The organism is Acidovorax sp. MR-S7 (genome assembly GCF_000400995.2).
Taxonomy (GTDB): domain Bacteria; phylum Pseudomonadota; class Gammaproteobacteria; order Burkholderiales; family Burkholderiaceae_C; genus MR-S7.
In genome coordinates, this window is record NZ_DF238929.1 from 1 (window position 1) to 16,153 (window position 16,153).

Below are 16,153 nucleotides of genomic sequence, written 5' to 3' on the forward strand. Positions count from 1 at the left end.
GCAAAGCCGCGCCAGCTCTTGCTCGACGCCATCGGAGTGCCGGTCATCAACACAGATTTGTGACAGAGCCAAATAAAAACCGAAAACGGCCGTAGCCTTGCAGCGACGGCGCAAATCATAGTGGGGCCGCGCCCGGCGCGAGGCACCCTACGGCACGAACACCAGCCCCTTGCCGAACACCGCCCGCACCGGTAGCGCCATGCCGGTGGCCTCCAGCGTCTTGCGCCGCAAGCGGGTGAGCTGCGATTCGATGCGGTGAAAGCCGTCCTCCACATCCCCCGCGCCCATTGCATCCACCAGCCCCTGCTTGGTCACCAGGCTGCCCTTGGCCGCAATCAGGTGCCCCACCAGTTCCAGTTCACGGGTAGTGAGTGCAACAGTGCGTAAATTCGGAGCAACCAATTGTGCCGCCATGGCATCCAGGCGCCAAGGAACAACATGACCGGCCGGTGCTGGCGCCTGCGTTGCCTCGCCCCGGCGCAATTGCGAGCGGATCCCGGCCACCAGCTCATGCAGGTCGGTGGGCTTGACGAAATACTGCAGCGCGCCGGCATCCAGCCCGGCGATGCGGCTTTCCAGATCGCCCCGGGCGGTGAGCACCACGGCGGGCACGCCTTGCTGCGCCAGGCGGCGCACCAGGCTCAGGCCGCTTTCACCGGGCAGTCCCAAATCGACGACGACCAGGTCGGCACGCTGCCGCAGCAGGCTTACATAGAAGTCTTCGGCGGATTCGGCACCCCAAGCCTGCATTCCGCTTTTTTCCAGAAAACGGCAGACGTTGGAGCGGATGTCCTCGTCGTCCTCGACCACGGCGACTATGAAATGGGTAGGGGACTGCTGGTGCATGATGGGTTTCAATGACGTCGGGGATTGTCATAGCCGCCCATCTGTAACGCCATGTACAAAAACTCACCAGGACTCACTAAACGGCTGGATTCACCTTTGTTGTCAATGCTGGCCCCGCTGCCTTTGTGGGTGGTGATGTCGGTTTGCGTAGTGGCCCTCTTCCTGCTGGGTCCCACGTTTTTCGTGCAACCCATGCCGAACCTGAAGCTGGGCACGGACTGGCCCATGCAGGTGCTGGAAGACGCCCACGGGCGTATGACGGTGGACGACGTGGCGGCCCTGCCGGACAGCGCCTTCAAAACGCAGCACGCTCCGCTGAACGAGGGCTACAGCCACAAGGTGTATTGGGTGGAGGTGGCTGCGCCTCCCATCCTGCCAGCCGCTGCGGATCCGCTCTGGCTGGAGGTGATGCCTGCCTATCTGGACAAGGTGACGCTCTACCAGCGCCTGGGAGAAACGTGGCGCGCATACGACAGTGGCGACACGGTGCCCCTGTCGCAGCGCGTGCGAGTGCGCCAACTGGTGTTTCCCTTGGTGGCGGATACGTCGTTCATCCTGCGGGTACAGACCCTGAGCGCCACCCAGGTGCATGCCGTGGTGCGGCGCAGCACGGGGCTGATGGCATGGTTGGCCGGAACGGAGTGGGCTGCGGGCGTGCACCTGGGCATCAACCTGCTGCTGTCCCTGCTGATCATTGGCGCGGCACTGGCACTGCGTACGCGCAGCCTCGTGGCCATGGCCGCTTTTTCCACGACGGTACTGCTGCACGGCTTCAATGTGCAGGGCTATGCGCACCTGTGGCTGCCCGATCATCTGTCGCACTGGTCCGACCTGCTGGTGAGTGTGGGAGTGTTCATCCTGCCTGCCACCTTTGCGTGGCAGGTACGTGAGCTGCTGACGCGCGGCACGCGCTGGCGCCGCGTGGATACGGCGCTGCTCGCACTGGCCATAGCCCCGCTGCTGGCGATCGCCAGCATCCCCCTGAATCGCTATCCGCCTTTCGCGGCTTTCGCCATCACGGTGCCGTGGCTCGCCAGCATGCTGGGCACCTGGGTGGCGTGGAACAACCTGCGTCAAAGCGGCCCGTCGGCTGTGCACCTGTTGCTGGCAACGCCCTACAGCCTGTACGCCGTGGTGGGCAGCTATGTGACGGCAACCGCCATGGGCCTGCTGCCCGCCCAGGTCGATACGCGCACTTACTGGCAGCTCATGGCCCTGCTGCTGAACATCCTGATCGCGGTCGCCGTCGGGGCCGACCTGCTGGAACGCTTCCGCCAGTCGATGGCGCAGCGCGCCCAGTTGGTCAAGTCGCTGGAGCAATCGGAGCAATCGCTGGAGGAACGGGTGCGAGAGCGCACCGCCGAACTGCTGCGCACCCAGAATGCGCTGCAGGCGGCACTGCACAGCGAGCGCGAGATGCGCCAGGACCAGCGCCAGTTCTTCAACATGGTGAATCACGAATTCCGCACGCCCCTGGCGGTGATCGACAGCGCGGCCACGGAACAATGGTCCTTCCCCTCCCCCGACCTCGACCCGCAAGTCGAGCGCGCCGCGCAGATCCGCCGTGCGTGCCGGCGCCTGACGACCCTGGTGGACAACTGCCTGGTCAGCGAGCGACTGGACGCCGCGGGCTTCGGGCTGCAGCAAGGCATGGCCTCGGTGCCGGGCCTGGCCGAGGAAGCCGCCCAGCTCGTGCGCTGGTCGCCGCGGCACCACCTGCGGCTGCGCACCCAGGACGCGCCAGCGCAGTGGCCGTGCGATCCCACGCTGGTGCATATCGCCTTGTCCAACCTGGTGGACAACGCGGTCAAGTACGCACAGGCAGGCCAGATCCTCGTAGCCGCAACGCTCAACGCACAAGGCTCGCTGGAGCTGTCGGTTACCGACGAAGGCCCTGGACTGCCCCCCGATGCGGTGCAGCGCATCTTCGACCAGTTCGAACGCGGCCACCGCACCGACCAGGCCCGGGGCTTCGGCCTGAGGCTCTGGGTGGCGCGGCGCGTGGCCCGGCTGCATGGGGGTGACGTGCGCGTGCATTCGGCCCCGGGCCGCGGCACATGTTTCACGCTCACGCTGCCTTAGCAAACTGAAATGGTTTTCAGCTCAACAGCCGCGACGACTTGGGCACATGCGCCATCAGGAACTCCATCTGGTCGGCCAGGATGCGCCGGTTGCGCAGGATGAAGTCCTCCCACAGGCTGGGCACGTAGGGGGTGTACAGCAGCGGCATGTGCGCCTGCTCGGGCGTGCGCGGGCCCTTGCGGTGGTTGCAGGGGCGGCAGGCCGTGACCACGTTCATCCAGTGGTCCACGCCATTGCGGGCGAAGGGCACGATGTGCTCGCGCGTTAGGTCCTGCTCCTGGAAGTGGCCGCCGCAGTAGGCGCAGACGTTGCGGTCGCGCGCGAACAGCTTGCTGTTGGTCAGGCTGGGGCGCAGGTCGAAGGGGTTGATGCCGCACACGCCGCGCGTGCCGATGATGCTGCTCACCGCGACCTGCGACTGCTCGCCGGTGATGGCGTTGTGCCCGCCGCGAAACAGAGCCACCCGTGCGCCCAGCTCCCAGCGCACCTCGCCCGCGGCGTAGTGCGTGACCGCCTGCTCCAGTGAAATCCACGATTGCGGCAGCCCTTGGGCCGACAGCTTCAAGACCTTCACGACACGCCTCCTCTGAGTGGAACGCTGGCGCACAATATACTCTTTTCATGTGAAATAAGCCTCCAGCGCTTGTGCATCAAGCGCTGGCAGCTATAAAACAAGAAGCATTCCATGAAGATATTCCGAGGCCTGCACCACCCTGACGTGGCCCCCGCCTGCGCCCTGACCATCGGCAACTTCGATGGCGTGCACCGCGGCCACCAGGCGATGCTGGCGCTGCTGAACAACGAGGCACGACACCGCGGGGTGCCCAGCTGCGTGCTGACCTTCGAGCCGCACCCGCGCGACTACTTCGCGGGCGCACACAAGCGCCCCGAACTGGCCCCTGCGCGCATCGGCACGCTGCGCGACAAGCTGGCCGAGCTGGCCGGCTGCGGCGTGCAGCAGGCGGTGGTGCTGCCGTTCAACGAGAAGCTGGCGCGGCTGTCGCCCGAGTCCTTCATCGACGACGTGCTGCTGCGCGGCCTGGGCGCGCGCTACGTGCTCGTGGGCGACGACTTCCGCTTCGGGGCGCAGCGCGCGGGCGACTACCGGCTGCTGGACGAGGCCGGGCGCGCGCGTGGCTTCGACGTGGCGCGCATGAACAGCTACGAGGTGCACGGCCTGCGCGTCTCCAGCTCCGCCGTGCGCGAGGCGCTGGGCGCGGGCCGCATGGAGGATGCCGCGGCGCTGCTGGGCCGGCCCTACGCCATCTCTGGCCACGTGGTGCACGGGCGCAAGCTGGGGCGCACGCTGGGCCGCTCGGCCGCCAGCGGCACGCACCAGGACGGCTTTCGCACGCTCAACCTGCGTTTTGCGCACTGGAAGCCTGCCGCCAGCGGCATCTTCGCGGTGCTAGTCCACGGGCTGGATGGCGAGCCCCTGCCCGGCGTGGCCAACCTGGGCGTGCGCCCCTCTCTCGACCCCGACGACGTGAACGGCGGGCGCGTGCTGCTGGAGACGCACTGCCTGGAGTGGCCGGCCCATCTGGGCGCCGAGGGGGCCTACGGTAAAATCGTGCGCGTGGAACTGCTGCACAAACTGCACGACGAGCTGAAATACGACAGCCTGGACGCCCTCACCGCCGGCATTGCCAAGGACTGCGATGACGCGCGTGCGTATTTCGCGGCCACCCGTCGCCAGACCACCCGCGACCGAATTTGACGGGGCTGCCTTCGCCCCCCTCGCCCGCTTTCTGCACCGTTCGCCCCCTTCCAGGTTGTGCGCCTGGAACGCCCTTGATTTGAAGGTTTCCCCATGTCCGACCCAACGCCCAAGAACACCAGCGCCTACCGCGGCACGCTGAACATGCCCGACACATCCTTCCCCATGCGCGGCGACCTGCCCAAACGCGAGCCGGGCTGGGCCAAGGAGTGGGATGAGAAGGGCATCTACAAGCAGCTGCGCGCCGCGCGCCAGGGGGCGACCAAGTTCATCCTGCACGACGGCCCGCCGTACGCGAACGGCCAGCTGCATATCGGCCACGCGGTGAACAAGATCCTCAAGGACATGATCGTCAAGGCGCGCCAGCTCGAAGGCTTCGACGCGCTCTACACCCCCGGCTGGGATTGCCACGGCCTGCCGATCGAGAACGCCATCGAGAAGCTGCACGGCCGCAACCTGCCGCGCGACGAGATGCAGGCCAAGGGCCGCGCCTTCGCCACCGAGCAGATCGCGCAGCAGATGGCGGACTTCAAGCGCCTGGGCGTGCTGGGCGAATGGGACAACCCCTACAAGACCATGAACTACGCGAGCGAGGCCGGCGAGCTGCGCGCGCTGAAAAAAGTGATGGAACGCGGCTTCGTCTACCGCGGCCTCAAGCCCGTGTACTGGTGCTTCGACTGCGCCTCGTCGCTGGCCGAGTTCGAGATCGAGTACCAGGACAAGCAGAGCCAGACGCTGGACGTGATGTTCCCCGCCGCCGATCCGGCCCGGCTCGCCGCCGCCTTCGGCCTGCAGCAACTGGACAAGCCCGCGTTCGTCGTGATCTGGACGACGACCGCGTGGACCATTCCCGCCAACCAGGCGCTCAACGTCAACCCCGAGCTGGAATACAGCCTGGTGGACACCGAGCGCGGCCTGCTCATCGTGGCCAGCGCCCTCGTGGAGCAATGCCTGGAGCGCTGGGGCATCGCGGGCCAGGTCGTCGCCACCGCCAAGGGCGAGAAGCTCGACCACATACCGTTCAAGCACCCGCTGGCCGACATGGACAAGGGCTACGACCGCATCTCGCCCGTGTACCTGGCCGACTACGCCACGGCCGACGACGGCACGGGTATCGTGCACAGCTCGCCCGCCTATGGCGTGGACGACTTCAACTCCTGCGTGGCCAACGGCCTGAAGTACGAGGACATCCTGAACCCCGTGCAGGGCAACGGCACGTATGCGGCCGACTTCCCGCTGTTCGGCGGCCAGCACATCTGGAAAGCCGTGCCGGTCATCATCGACGCGCTCAAGGTCGCGGGCCGCCTGATGGGCACCAAGACCATCACCCACAGCTACCCGCACTGCTGGCGCCACAAGACGCCCGTGATCTACCGCGCCGCCGCGCAATGGTTCGTGCGCATGGACGAGGGTGAAGGCGTGTTCACCGACCCGGCGCAGAAGCCCGCGCAGACGCTGCGCCAGATCGCGCTCGAAGCCATCGAACACACCAGCTTCTATCCCGAGAACGGCAAGTCACGCCTGCGCGACATGATCGCCGGGCGGCCCGACTGGTGCATCTCGCGCCAGCGCTCGTGGGGCGTGCCCATCCCGTTCTTCCTGCACACCGACTCGGGCGAGCTGCACCCGCGCACGATGGAAATCATCGACCAGGCAGCGGAGATTGTCGAAAAGGGCGGCATCGAAGCCTGGAGCCGCGTGACGGCGGAAGAAATCCTGGGCGCAGAAGACGCGAGGCACTACACCAAGAGCACCGACATCCTCGAAGTGTGGTTCGACTCCGGCTCCACCTTCTGGCACGTGATGCGCGGCACGCACGCAGGCATGCACCACGACACGGGCCCCGAGGCCGACCTGTACCTGGAAGGCCACGACCAGCACCGCGGCTGGTTCCACTCCTCGCTGCTGCTGGCCTCGGCCATCTTCGGCCGCGCGCCGTACCGCGGCCTGCTCACGCACGGCTTCACAGTGGACGGCCAGGGCAAGAAGATGAGCAAGTCGCTGGGCAACACCGTCTCGCCGCAGGAGGTGAGCGGCAAGCTGGGAGCGGAGATCATCCGCCTGTGGTGCGCATCGACCGACTATTCGGGCGACCTCGCCATCGACGACAAGATCCTCGCGCGCGTGGTGGACAGCTACCGCCGCATCCGCAACACGCTGCGCTTCCTGCTGGCCAACGTGAGCGACTTCGATCCCGCCAAGGACGCCGTGCCGTTCGAGCAGATGCTGGAGATCGACCGCTACGCGCTCTCGCGCGCCGCGCAGCTCCAGCAGGACATCCTGGCGCACTACAAGGTGTACGAATTCCACCCCGTGGTCGCCAAGCTGCAGCTCTACTGCTCGGAAGACCTGGGCGGCTTCTACCTCGACGTGCTCAAGGACCGCCTCTACACCACCGCGCCCAAGAGCCTCGCGCGCCGCAGCGCCCAGACCGCGCTGCACCAGATCACGCATGCCATGCTGCGCTGGATGGCGCCCTTCCTCTCGTTCACGGCCGAAGAGGCATGGAAGGTGTTCGGCCACTCCAGCTCCATCTACCTGGAAACCTACCAGACCATCCCGACGGAGGGCGATGGGCTGGCCGCCAAGTGGGAGCGCCTGCGCGAGATCCGCGACGCGGTGAACAAGGAGATCGAGGCCGTGCGCACCGCGGGCGCGATCGGCTCGTCGCTGCAGGCCGTGGTGACCCTCGCCGCCGCACCCGAAGACCATGCGCTGCTCGCCAGCCTGGGCGACGACCTGAAGTTCGTGTTCATCGTTTCCGCTATCACATTGGTAGCTGGCAGCGCTCTCCAGATCAGCGTCGCACCCAGTTCCGACACCAAATGCGAGCGCTGCTGGCACTACCGCGCCGACGTGGGTGCGAACACCGAGCACCCCACGCTGTGCGGCCGCTGCGTGAGCAACCTCTACGGCACCGGCGAAAGCCGGGCGCACGCCTGATGGCGCGCGCGGGCAAGGCGGGCAGCATCTGGCCCTGGCTCGGCTGGGCGGTGCTGCTGTTCATCGCGGACCAGTTCACCAAGACGCTGATCCTGGGCTACTACCGCCTGGGCGACGCCACCTACGTCACCAGCTTCTTCAACATCGTGCGCGCCCACAACACGGGCGCGGCGTTCTCGTTCCTGGCCGACGCGGGGGGCTGGCAGCGCTGGCTGTTCACGGCCATCGGCCTGGCAGCGGCTGCGTTCATCCTCTGGCAGCTGCGCGCGCACCCGGGGCAGAAGCTCTTTTGCTTCTCGCTGTCGAGCATCCTCGGCGGCGCCATCGGCAACGTGGTGGACCGGCTGCAGCACGGCTACGTGGTGGACTTCCTGGACTTCCACCTGCGCGGCTGGCACTTCCCCGCCTTCAACGTGGCCGACAGCGCCATCACCGTGGGCGCGGCCTGCCTCATCATCGACGAACTGCTGCGGGTGCGCAGGGCGGGCTAGCCGCCCGCAGGGGGCGATTCAGGGGTATGCTGCAATGTTCTGCGCCGCCAGAGCGGCGCCTCCTCTGAACGCCGTCCATGAAGCATCTGCTCAACCTGCTGGCCGCCATCGCCCTCCTGGTGTGGGGAACCCACTTGGTGCGCACCGGCGTGCTGCGCGTGTTCGGCGCCAACCTGCGCACCATGCTCGCGCGCAGCATGGGCAACCGCTTCACGGCGGCGCTCTCGGGCATGGGGGTGACGGCACTGGTGCAGTCGAGCACGGCCACCTCGCTCATGACCTCGTCGTTCGTGGGCCAGGGGCTCATCACGCTGCCCGCCGCGCTGGCGGTAATGCGCGGGGCCGATGTGGGCACGGCGCTGATGGCGGTGCTGTTCTCGTTCGACCTGTCGTGGCTGTCGCCGCTGTTCATCTTCGTGGGCGTGGTGCTGTTCATCTCGCGCCAGGGCAGCGCCGCCGGGCGCGTGGGAGAGGCCCTCATCGGCCTGGGGCTGATGCTGCTGGCGCTGGAGATGGTGGTGCAGGCCAGCGGCCCCATGCTCGCCTCGCCCGTCATCAAGGCCATGCTGGGCTCGGTGAGCAGCGACATCGTGATGGAGATCATCCTGGGCGCCGCGCTCGCCGTGCTGGCCTATTCCAGCCTGGCCATCGTGCTGCTGATCGCCGCCATGGCGGCCTCCAGCGTGGTACCCCTGGACGTGGCCCTGGGCCTGGTGCTCGGTGCCAACCTGGGCAGCGGCCTGGTGGCGGTGTTCACCACCGCCAAGTCGGCCGTGGAAGTGCGCCAGGTGACGGTGGGCAATCTGGCCTTCAAGGTGATGGGCATCGCCTGCGTGGCGCCGTTCATCGGGCTGTGGCTGACCTACGTGCAGCCGCGCATCCCCAGCACCGCGCATGGCGTGGTGCTGTTCCACCTGGTCTACAACGTGGTCATCAGCGTGGGCTTCATCGGCTTCACGCAGTGGGTGGCGCACGGCGTGGCGCGCCTGCTGCCCCGGCCCGAGGGCGCGCAGGGCCGCCGGCCGCACCACCTGGACCTGTCGGCCCTGTCCACCCCGTCGCTGGCCATCTCGTGCGCGGCGCGCGAGGCGCTCTACCAGGCCGACGTGGTGGAGACCATGCTGACCGGCATGCTCGACGTGATCCGCAAGAACGACCAGCAGCTCGCCGAGCGCCTGCGCAAGATGGACGACGAGGTGGACGAGCTGTACTCCTCCATCAAGTACTACCTCACCAAGATCTCGCGCGAGGCGCTGGGCGAGGAGGAAAGCCGCCGCTGGGCCGACATCATCAGCTTCACCATCAACATGGAGCAGGTGGGCGACATCATCGAGCGCGTGCTGCAGGACATCGAGGAAAAGAAGATCCGCAAGGGCCGCGAATTCTCCGAAGCCGGCATGGCCGAGATCACCGAGCTGCACGAGCGCCTGGTGGGCAACCTGCGGCTGGGCATGAGCGTGTTCCTCAACGGCAGCGTGCGCGACGCGCAGCGCCTGCTGGAGGAGAAGGTGCGCTTCCGCGAGCTGGAGCGCGCCTACGCCGCCACGCACCTGGCGCGCCTGTCGGACAAGACGGTGCAGAGCATGGAAACCAGCTCGCTGCACATCGACCTGATCAGCGACCTCAAGCGCATCAACTCGCACATCAGCTCCATCGCCTACCCCATCCTGGAGACGGCCGGCGTGCTGGCGCCCAGCCGCCTCAAGACGCAGCGCCCGGCATCTCCCGAGCCGCTGGGCGACCACCCCTGAAACGGCGCCTCACGGGCGCTTGGCGTAGCGCTGCGCCAGCACGGCGCAGACCATGAGCTGCATCTGGTGGAAGATCATCAGCGGCAGCACGATCATGCCGGCCGCCTGCGAGGCGAACAGCACCTTGGCCATGGGCACGCCGCTCAGCAGGCTCTTCTTGGAGCCGCAGAAGACGATGGTGATCTCGTCCTCCTTGGAAAAGCCCAGACGCCGCGACACCCAGGTGGTGAAGCCCAGCACCGCCGCCAGCAGCACCGCGCACACGGCCACCAGCCCGGCCAGGGCCGGCAGCGGCAGCATGCGCCACAGGCCGCCGACCACGGCCGCGCTGAACGCGGTGTAGACCACGAGCAGCACCGAGCCCTGGTCCACGAACTTCAGCACCTTCGCGTTGCGCGCGATGAACGGGCCGATCCACGGGCGCAGCAGGTGCCCGGCCACGAAGGGCAGCAGCAGCTGCAACATGATGCGCCCGATGCTGCCCAGCACGTCCTGCTGGGCGCTGCCGGCCTGCGGCAGCACCAGGCCTACCAGCACCGGCGTGAGGACGATGCCCATCAGCGTGGAGGCCGAGGCGCTGCAGATGGCCGCCGCCATGTTGCCCCGCGCCACCGCGGTGAAGGCGATGGCCGACTGCACCGTGGCCGGCAGCACGCACAGGAACAGCACGCCGGTGTACAGCTCGGGCGTCACCAGCGGCTGCAGCACGGGGCGCAGCGCCAGGCCCAGCACCGGGAACAGCACGAAGGTGCTGGCCACTACCAGCAGGTGCAGCCGCCAGTGGCCCAGGCCGGCCAGCACCGCCTCGCGCGAGAGCTTGGCGCCGTGCATGAAGAACAGCAGGGCCACCACGCCCACGGTGGCTTTCTCCAGGAAAGCCGCGGCCATGCCCGAGGCCGGCGCCACGCTGGCCAGCACCACGGTGGCGACGAGCGCGAGGGTGAAGTTGTCGGGAAGCAGGCGGGAGCGGGCCATGGGCAGCAGTCGTGCGAAGGGAAAGGCAGGATTCTAACGAAATAAGCCGCCAGCGCCCGTCCAACAAGCGCAAGCAGCTATTATTTCAGGAGCAACAGGAAACGACCTGCCCTAGTTGCCGTCGAGCACGATGTTCGCCGCGCTGGCCACCTTGGCCCAGCGCGCCGCGTCTTCCGACCAGAACTGCCGCAGCGCCTCCTGCTGCAGCAGGTGCGGCTCCGCGCCCTGGGCCTGCATGGCCGCCACCACGTCGGGCGCGGAGACCAGCGCGGCGAGCGCCTCGCGCAGCCGCTCGGCCACCGCCACGGGCAGTTTCGCGGGCGCGGCCACGCCGAACCAGGCGGTCACGTCGAAGCCGGGCACGCCGGCCTCGACCATGGTGGGCACGTCGGGCAGCGTGCCGCTGCGCTCGCGCGCGGTGACGGCCAGGGCGCGGATGGTGCCGGCCTTGATGTGGGACACCGCCGCCGGCAGGTTGTCGAACATCACGTCCACCTCGCCCGCCAGCAGGGCCGTCATGGCCCCGGCCGCGCCGCGGTAGGGCACGTGGGTGATCTGCGTGCCGGTGAGGCTCTTGTACAGCTCCATGCACAGGTGCAGCGAAGTGCCGTTGCCGTTGGAGCCGTAGTTCAACTGTCCCGGCTGCGCGCGGGCACGCTCGGTGAGCTGCGCCACGCTGCGCACCGGGCTCTTGGCATTGACGAGCAGCACGTTCTGCACGCGGCCGAGCAGCGCCACGGGCTCCAGCTGCGCCGGCTGATAGGGCAGCGACTTGTAGATCGCCGGCCCGATGGTCAGCGGGGGCGAGGCCATCAGCAGCGTGTAGCCGTCGGGCGCGGCGCGCGCCACGTCGGCCGCGCCCAGGTGGCCGCCCACGCCCGGCTTGTTGTCCACGCTGGGCGACCCGGCAGGCCTGCCGGTGCTGGCGCTGCACGGCACGCTGCAGTCGGGCGCGGCGCTGCTGGGCCCGCAGTTCGGCGGCGAGCTGTTCGGCCCCGGCCAGCCCCTGGACGCGCGCCGCCACTTCATCATCGTGCCCGACGCCATCGGCACCGGCCGCTCCAGCAAGCCGTCGGACGGGCTGCGCACGCGCTTTCCGAACTACGGCTACGGCGACATGGTGCGCGCGCAGCACCTGCTGGTGACCGAACGCCTGGGCCTCGCTCGCCTGCGGCTGGTCATCGGCAACTCCATGGGCGGCATGCACACCTGGATGTGGGCGCAGCAGCACCCGGACATGGTGGACATCGCCGTACCCATGGCCTCCCTGCCCACGCCCATGGCGGGCCGCAACTGGATGCTGCGCCGCATGCTGTGCGAATCGATCCGCCAGGACCCGGCATGGCAGGGCGGCGACTATGCCCGGCAGCCGCCCAGCCTGCACTTGGCCGCCACCTTCTTCGCCCTGGCCACCAACGGCGGCGACCTGGCGCTGCAGCACCAGGCGCCCACGCGTGCGCTGGCCGACGCGCTGGTGGACGCGCGCCTGGCCGCCCCGCCCACGGCCGACGCCAACGACATGCTCTACCAATGGGAAGCCTCGGGCGGCTACGATGCCTCGCAGAACCTAGAATCCATCCGCGCCGCCGTGCTCGCCATCCTGTCGGACGATGACGAACGCTACCCGCCCGCGCTGGGCCTGCTGGAGGCTGCCATGACCCGCGTACCGCGCGGCCGCATCCTGCGCATCCCCGCCAGCACCGCCACGGCAGGGCATGCCACCACGGGGCAGGCGCGCTGGTGGAAGCAGGCACTCACCCAACTGCTCGAGGAGACACCGTAACCGCCATGACCGCCGCCTTCAGCGCCATCGCCCCCGCCCTCAAGCTGGCCGACCGCGTCGCCCAGCAGCTGGAGGAACAGATCCGCGCCGGCCGCCTGCATCCCGGCGAGAAGCTGCCCACCGAGGCCGAGCTGGTGCGCCAGCTGGGGGTGAGCCGCACCGTGGTGCGCGAGGCCGTCTCGCGCCTGCATTCGCGCAACCTGGTCGAGCCGCGCCAGGGCAGCGGCGTCTACGTGAAGGCCGCGGGTATCGAGCCGCTGGACCTGGACAGCCTGCGCCAGACGCAGCAGGACGCGGTGATCCAGATCGCCGAGGTGCGCCGCGCGCTGGAGGCCGAGGTGGCCGAGCTGGCCGCGCAGCGCCGCAGCGCGGACGACCTGGGACGCATCCACGCGGCCGTGGCCGCGCTGGCCGAAGCCGTGCGCCAGGGCGGCGACGGCGTGCAGGAGGACGTGGCCTTCCACCGCACCATCGCCCAGGCGGCGCACAACGCATTTCTTCTCAGCACGCTGGATTACCTGGCGCAGTTCCTGCGCGGCGGCACGCGCGTGACGCGGGCCAACGAGGCCCGGCGCGCCGACTTCGCCGAGGCCGTGACGGCCGAGCATGCGCGCATCGTGGCCGCCATCGAGGCCGGCGATGCAGCCGCTGCGCGCCAGGCCGCTGCGGGGCACATGAGCAACGCGATCATCCGCATCCGGCAGGCGGACGCGGGCTTCTGGCAGAACGAGGCCGCCTACCAGCCGTAGAACGCGGCCAGCACCAGCGCCGCCTCGGGCGTGAACGCACCCTGCGCCAGGCGCGCGTGCACCTCGGCATGGGGCAGGCATTCGAAGCGCTCGACCTCGCCGTCCTGGTTGGCGGGCGCCAGGCCTTGCGGCACCGTGGCGCGGAACCAGTCGATGCGCTCGGCCATGTAGCCGATGCCGCCGGCCTCGCCGCTGGGCTGGGCGAAATCCACGTGGCCTCCGTGGGCCAGGCCCTGCAGGGCATCCACGCGCAGGCCGGCCTCCTCCCAGGTTTCGCGTGCCAGGGCCTGCTCCAGGGTGTCGGCGCTGCTCACCATGCCGCCCATCAGCGTGTCCCACATACCGGGGTTGCTGGGCTTGGACAGGGAGCGCTGCTGCACCCACAGGCGCGCGCCGTCGGGCGTGCAGCCCACCAGGTGCACGGCCCGGGTAGCGATGCCCAGCACGCGCACGGCGCCGCGCTCCACGGTGGCGATGCGCCGGCCCTGGCCATCGCACACGGCGAGCTGCTCGTTGCGCCAGGGGCCGCAGCGGCCCGCATCGCGCAGTGCCTGGGCCAGCGCGCCCAGGGCGGCCGTGGCGTCGCCACCGCGCAGCACCCAGGCAGACGCACCCTCACGCTCCTCCATTGATAGCTGCCAGCGCTTATCCAACAAGCGCTGGAGGCCTATTTGACCAAAAACCTCCGCATCCACGGAGCCCACCCGTGCGCCCTCCACCCACAGCGGCAGGCGCACCCGCGACGGGCCGCAACCCGCGCAGGCGCGCGCCGGCGCCACCCAGGCGGGCACGCCCGCGGCAGCGGTCATGGCAAGGTCAGGATGGTCGAGCCGGTGGTCTTGCGCGCTTCCAGGTCGCGGTGCGCCTGCTGCACGTCGCGCAGGCTGTAGCGCTGTGCGATGTGGATCTTCACCTGCCCGCTGGCCACCACGGCGAACAGGTCGTCGGCCATGGCCTGCGTGGATTCGCGCGTGGTGATGTGGCTGAACAGCGTCTGGCGCGTGACGTAGAGCGAGCCCTTGGCGCCCAGCATGCCGGGCGCGAACGGCGGCACGGGGCCGGAGGCGTTGCCGAAGCTGGCCATCAGGCCGAAGGGGCGCAGGCAGTCGAGGGACTTGTCCCAGGTGTCCTTGCCCACACTGTCGTAGACCACCTTCACGCCCTTGCCGCCGGTGATCTCCTTGACGCGGGCGGCGAAGTCCTCGGTGTTGTAGTTGACGGCGTGGGCCGCGCCGTTGGCCAGCGCGAGCTGGCACTTGGCGTCGCTGCCCGCCGTGGCGATCAGCTGCAGCCCTAGCGCCTTGGCCCACTGGCAGGCGATGAGGCCCACGCCGCCCGCGGCCGCGTGGAACAGCACGTGGTCGCCGGGCTGCAGGCCCTGCACGGGCAGCGTTTTCTTGAGCAGGTACTGCGCCGTGAGGCCCTTGAGCATCATCGCCGCGCCGGTCTCGAAGTCGATGGCGTCGGGCAGCTTGCACACGCACTTGGCAGGCATGACGCGCACCTCGCAGTAGCTGCCCGGCGGCTGGCTGGCATAGGCCGCGCGGTCGCCCGCCTTCAGGTGCGTGACGCCCTCGCCCACGGCCTCGACCACGCCGGCGGCTTCCATGCCGATGCCGGCAGGCATGTTCAGGGGATACAGGCCGGTGCGGTGGTACACGTCGATGAAGTTCAGCCCCACCGCGTGGTGGCGGATGCGGATCTCGCCCGGGCCGGGCTCGCCCACCTGCACGTCGACGATCTGGAGTTCCTCGGGGCCACCGTGCTGGCGGATCTGTACGGCGAGGGTCATGGGAGCGGTCTCCTTGTTCAGGGGTGGGTTGGCAACGAGCCGCGATCCTGCCATGTTTCGCCTGCCCCTGCCCCCGGCTCTGACTTCCGTCCTGCCTTACAGTGGCCCCCCCTATGAACCAACGCATCACTCCCGGCACCGCGCTGCTGCTGACCGCCGCGCCGCTGCTGTGGGCCGGCAACGCCGTGGCCGGCCGCCTGCTCCACACGCTGATCCCGCCCGTCACCCTGAACTTCGCGCGCTGGCTGCTGGCCTTCGCGCTGCTGCTGCCCCTGGCCTGGCAGGTGCTGCGCCCCTCCAGCCCGCTATGGCCCCACTGGCGGCGCTATGCGCTGCTGGGGCTGCTGGGCATCGGCAGCTACAACGCGCTGCAGTACATGGCGCTGCAGACCTCCACCCCGCTGAACGTGACCCTGGTGGGCTCGGGCACGCCCGTATGGATGCTGCTGACGGGTGCGCTGTGCTTCGGCGTGCCGGTGTCGCGCCGGCAGGTGGCGGGCGCGCTGCTGTCGGTAGCGGGCGTGCTGCTGGTGCTCAGCCGCGGCAGCTGGGACCAGCTGCTGGCGCTGCGGCTGGTGCCAGGCGACCTGTACATGATGCTGGCGACCATCTCGTGGGCGCTCTACAGCTGGCTGCTGGTGCGCACCAGCGAGCCGGCCGGCGTGCGCGGCGACTGGGCCGCGTTCCTGATGGCGCAGATGGTCTTCGGCCTGCTCTGGTCGGGCGCATTCGCCGCGGGCGAATGGTCGCTGGGCGGCGCCGCGCCCATCGTGTGGGGCTGGCCGCTGGCGGCGGGCCTGGCGTTCATCGCCGTCGGGCCGGCCATCCTGGCCTACCGCTGCTGGGGCATGGGCGTGCAGCGCGCGGGGCCGGTGGCGGGAGGCTTCTTCATCAACCTCACGCCGCTGTTCGCGGCCATGCTGTCCGCCGCGCTGCTCGGCGAGGTGCCCCACCTGTACCACGCGCTGGCGTTCGCGCTCATCGTGGGCGGGATCGTGGTGTCGTCCCGGCGCTGACGAACGAC

General features: G+C 69.0%; 14 protein-coding genes. 8 read left to right on the top strand and 6 right to left on the bottom strand.

Annotated features, from left to right (window positions below):
• Positions 1 to 147 precede the first annotated feature (147 nt).
• Positions 148 to 846 carry a response regulator transcription factor gene (locus tag AVS7_RS12445; RefSeq protein WP_020228729.1) on the bottom strand — a complete coding sequence of 233 codons (699 nt, stop codon included), beginning with the start codon at positions 844 to 846 and terminating at the stop codon, positions 148 to 150.
• Between the two features lie 105 nt (positions 847 to 951).
• Between AVS7_RS12445 and AVS7_RS12450 the strand changes: the two genes are divergently transcribed.
• Positions 952 to 2,928, top strand: a complete 1,977-nt coding sequence (locus tag AVS7_RS12450; RefSeq protein WP_020228730.1) for an ATP-binding protein — start codon at positions 952 to 954, stop codon at positions 2,926 to 2,928.
• 16 nt (positions 2,929 to 2,944) lie between these two features.
• On the opposite strand, the gene AVS7_RS12455 is transcribed toward AVS7_RS12450, so the two are convergent.
• The gene (locus AVS7_RS12455) at positions 2,945 to 3,502 is read right to left on the bottom strand and encodes an HNH endonuclease (protein ID WP_020228731.1); all 558 of its coding nucleotides are present in this window, start codon (positions 3,500 to 3,502) and stop codon (positions 2,945 to 2,947) included.
• Between the two features lie 111 nt (positions 3,503 to 3,613).
• On the opposite strand from AVS7_RS12455, the gene AVS7_RS12460 reads away from it, so the two are divergent.
• The 4 genes from AVS7_RS12460 to AVS7_RS12475 all read left to right on the top strand — a co-directional run bounded on the left by AVS7_RS12460 (position 3,614) and on the right by AVS7_RS12475 (position 9,830).
• Positions 3,614 to 4,645, top strand: coding sequence for a bifunctional riboflavin kinase/FAD synthetase (locus AVS7_RS12460; protein ID WP_020228732.1), 1,032 nt, complete (start codon positions 3,614 to 3,616; stop codon positions 4,643 to 4,645).
• 93 nt (positions 4,646 to 4,738) lie between these two features.
• A complete protein-coding gene (ileS, locus tag AVS7_RS12465) occupies positions 4,739 to 7,588 on the top strand; it encodes an isoleucine--tRNA ligase (RefSeq protein WP_020228733.1) in 2,850 nt (949 codons plus the stop codon).
• Complete coding sequence (gene lspA / locus AVS7_RS12470) at positions 7,588 to 8,079, top strand: signal peptidase II (RefSeq protein ID WP_020228734.1); 492 nt, start codon at positions 7,588 to 7,590, stop codon at positions 8,077 to 8,079. Before ileS ends, lspA begins: the two co-directional genes overlap by 1 nt.
• 77 nt (positions 8,080 to 8,156) lie before the next feature.
• Positions 8,157 to 9,830, top strand: coding sequence for a Na/Pi cotransporter family protein (locus tag AVS7_RS12475; protein WP_020228735.1), 1,674 nt, complete (start codon positions 8,157 to 8,159; stop codon positions 9,828 to 9,830).
• Positions 9,831 to 9,839: 9 nt separating this feature from the next.
• On the opposite strand, the gene AVS7_RS12480 is transcribed toward AVS7_RS12475, so the two are convergent.
• A complete protein-coding gene (locus tag AVS7_RS12480; protein ID WP_020228736.1) occupies positions 9,840 to 10,805 on the bottom strand; it encodes a bile acid:sodium symporter family protein in 966 nt (321 codons plus the stop codon).
• Between the two features lie 111 nt (positions 10,806 to 10,916).
• On the bottom strand, positions 10,917 to 11,699 hold the full coding sequence (locus AVS7_RS12485; RefSeq protein WP_020228737.1) for a tripartite tricarboxylate transporter substrate binding protein: 783 nt from the start codon (positions 11,697 to 11,699) through the stop codon (positions 10,917 to 10,919).
• Here AVS7_RS12485 and AVS7_RS12490 point away from each other — a divergent pair.
• Positions 11,692 to 12,588 (top strand): alpha/beta fold hydrolase, encoded by an 897-nt coding sequence (locus AVS7_RS12490; RefSeq protein WP_020228738.1) that lies wholly within the window; start codon positions 11,692 to 11,694, stop codon positions 12,586 to 12,588. The genes AVS7_RS12485 and AVS7_RS12490 overlap by 8 nt on opposite strands.
• A gap of 5 nt (positions 12,589 to 12,593) precedes the next feature.
• The gene (locus tag AVS7_RS12495; protein WP_020228739.1) at positions 12,594 to 13,337 is read left to right on the top strand and encodes a FadR/GntR family transcriptional regulator; all 744 of its coding nucleotides are present in this window, start codon (positions 12,594 to 12,596) and stop codon (positions 13,335 to 13,337) included.
• On the opposite strand, the gene AVS7_RS12500 is transcribed toward AVS7_RS12495, so the two are convergent.
• Together AVS7_RS12500 and AVS7_RS12505 are read right to left on the bottom strand one after the other, a co-directional pair.
• Entirely contained in the window at positions 13,325 to 14,146 is an 822-nt protein-coding gene (locus AVS7_RS12500; RefSeq protein WP_024001482.1) for an NUDIX domain-containing protein, read from the bottom strand. The genes AVS7_RS12495 and AVS7_RS12500 overlap by 13 nt on opposite strands.
• Complete coding sequence (locus AVS7_RS12505; RefSeq protein WP_020228741.1) at positions 14,143 to 15,129, bottom strand: quinone oxidoreductase; 987 nt, start codon at positions 15,127 to 15,129, stop codon at positions 14,143 to 14,145. Before AVS7_RS12505 ends, AVS7_RS12500 begins: the two co-directional genes overlap by 4 nt.
• Positions 15,130 to 15,242: 113 nt before the next feature.
• Between AVS7_RS12505 and AVS7_RS12510 the strand changes: the two genes are divergently transcribed.
• Positions 15,243 to 16,145, top strand: coding sequence for a DMT family transporter (locus tag AVS7_RS12510; RefSeq protein ID WP_020228742.1), 903 nt, complete (start codon positions 15,243 to 15,245; stop codon positions 16,143 to 16,145).
• Positions 16,146 to 16,153: the final 8 nt, after the last annotated feature.

Excerpts from the sequence above, each read along its gene's own strand:
- AVS7_RS12445 (WP_020228729.1), bottom strand. The coding sequence starts at position 846 with ATGCACCAGCAGTCCCCTACCCATTTCATAGTCGCCGTGGTCGAGGAC.
- AVS7_RS12450 (WP_020228730.1), top strand. The coding sequence starts at position 952 with ATGCTGGCCCCGCTGCCTTTGTGGGTGGTGATGTCGGTTTGCGTAGTG.
- AVS7_RS12460 (WP_020228732.1), top strand. The coding sequence starts at position 3,614 with ATGAAGATATTCCGAGGCCTGCACCACCCTGACGTGGCCCCCGCCTGC.
- ileS (WP_020228733.1), top strand. The coding sequence starts at position 4,739 with ATGTCCGACCCAACGCCCAAGAACACCAGCGCCTACCGCGGCACGCTG.
- lspA (WP_020228734.1), top strand. The coding sequence starts at position 7,588 with ATGGCGCGCGCGGGCAAGGCGGGCAGCATCTGGCCCTGGCTCGGCTGG.
- AVS7_RS12475 (WP_020228735.1), top strand. The coding sequence starts at position 8,157 with ATGAAGCATCTGCTCAACCTGCTGGCCGCCATCGCCCTCCTGGTGTGG.
- AVS7_RS12480 (WP_020228736.1), bottom strand. The coding sequence starts at position 10,805 with ATGGCCCGCTCCCGCCTGCTTCCCGACAACTTCACCCTCGCGCTCGTC.
- AVS7_RS12495 (WP_020228739.1), top strand. The coding sequence starts at position 12,594 with ATGACCGCCGCCTTCAGCGCCATCGCCCCCGCCCTCAAGCTGGCCGAC.
- AVS7_RS12500 (WP_024001482.1), bottom strand. The coding sequence starts at position 14,146 with ATGACCGCTGCCGCGGGCGTGCCCGCCTGGGTGGCGCCGGCGCGCGCC.
- AVS7_RS12505 (WP_020228741.1), bottom strand. The coding sequence starts at position 15,129 with ATGACCCTCGCCGTACAGATCCGCCAGCACGGTGGCCCCGAGGAACTC.
- AVS7_RS12510 (WP_020228742.1), top strand. The coding sequence starts at position 15,243 with ATGAACCAACGCATCACTCCCGGCACCGCGCTGCTGCTGACCGCCGCG.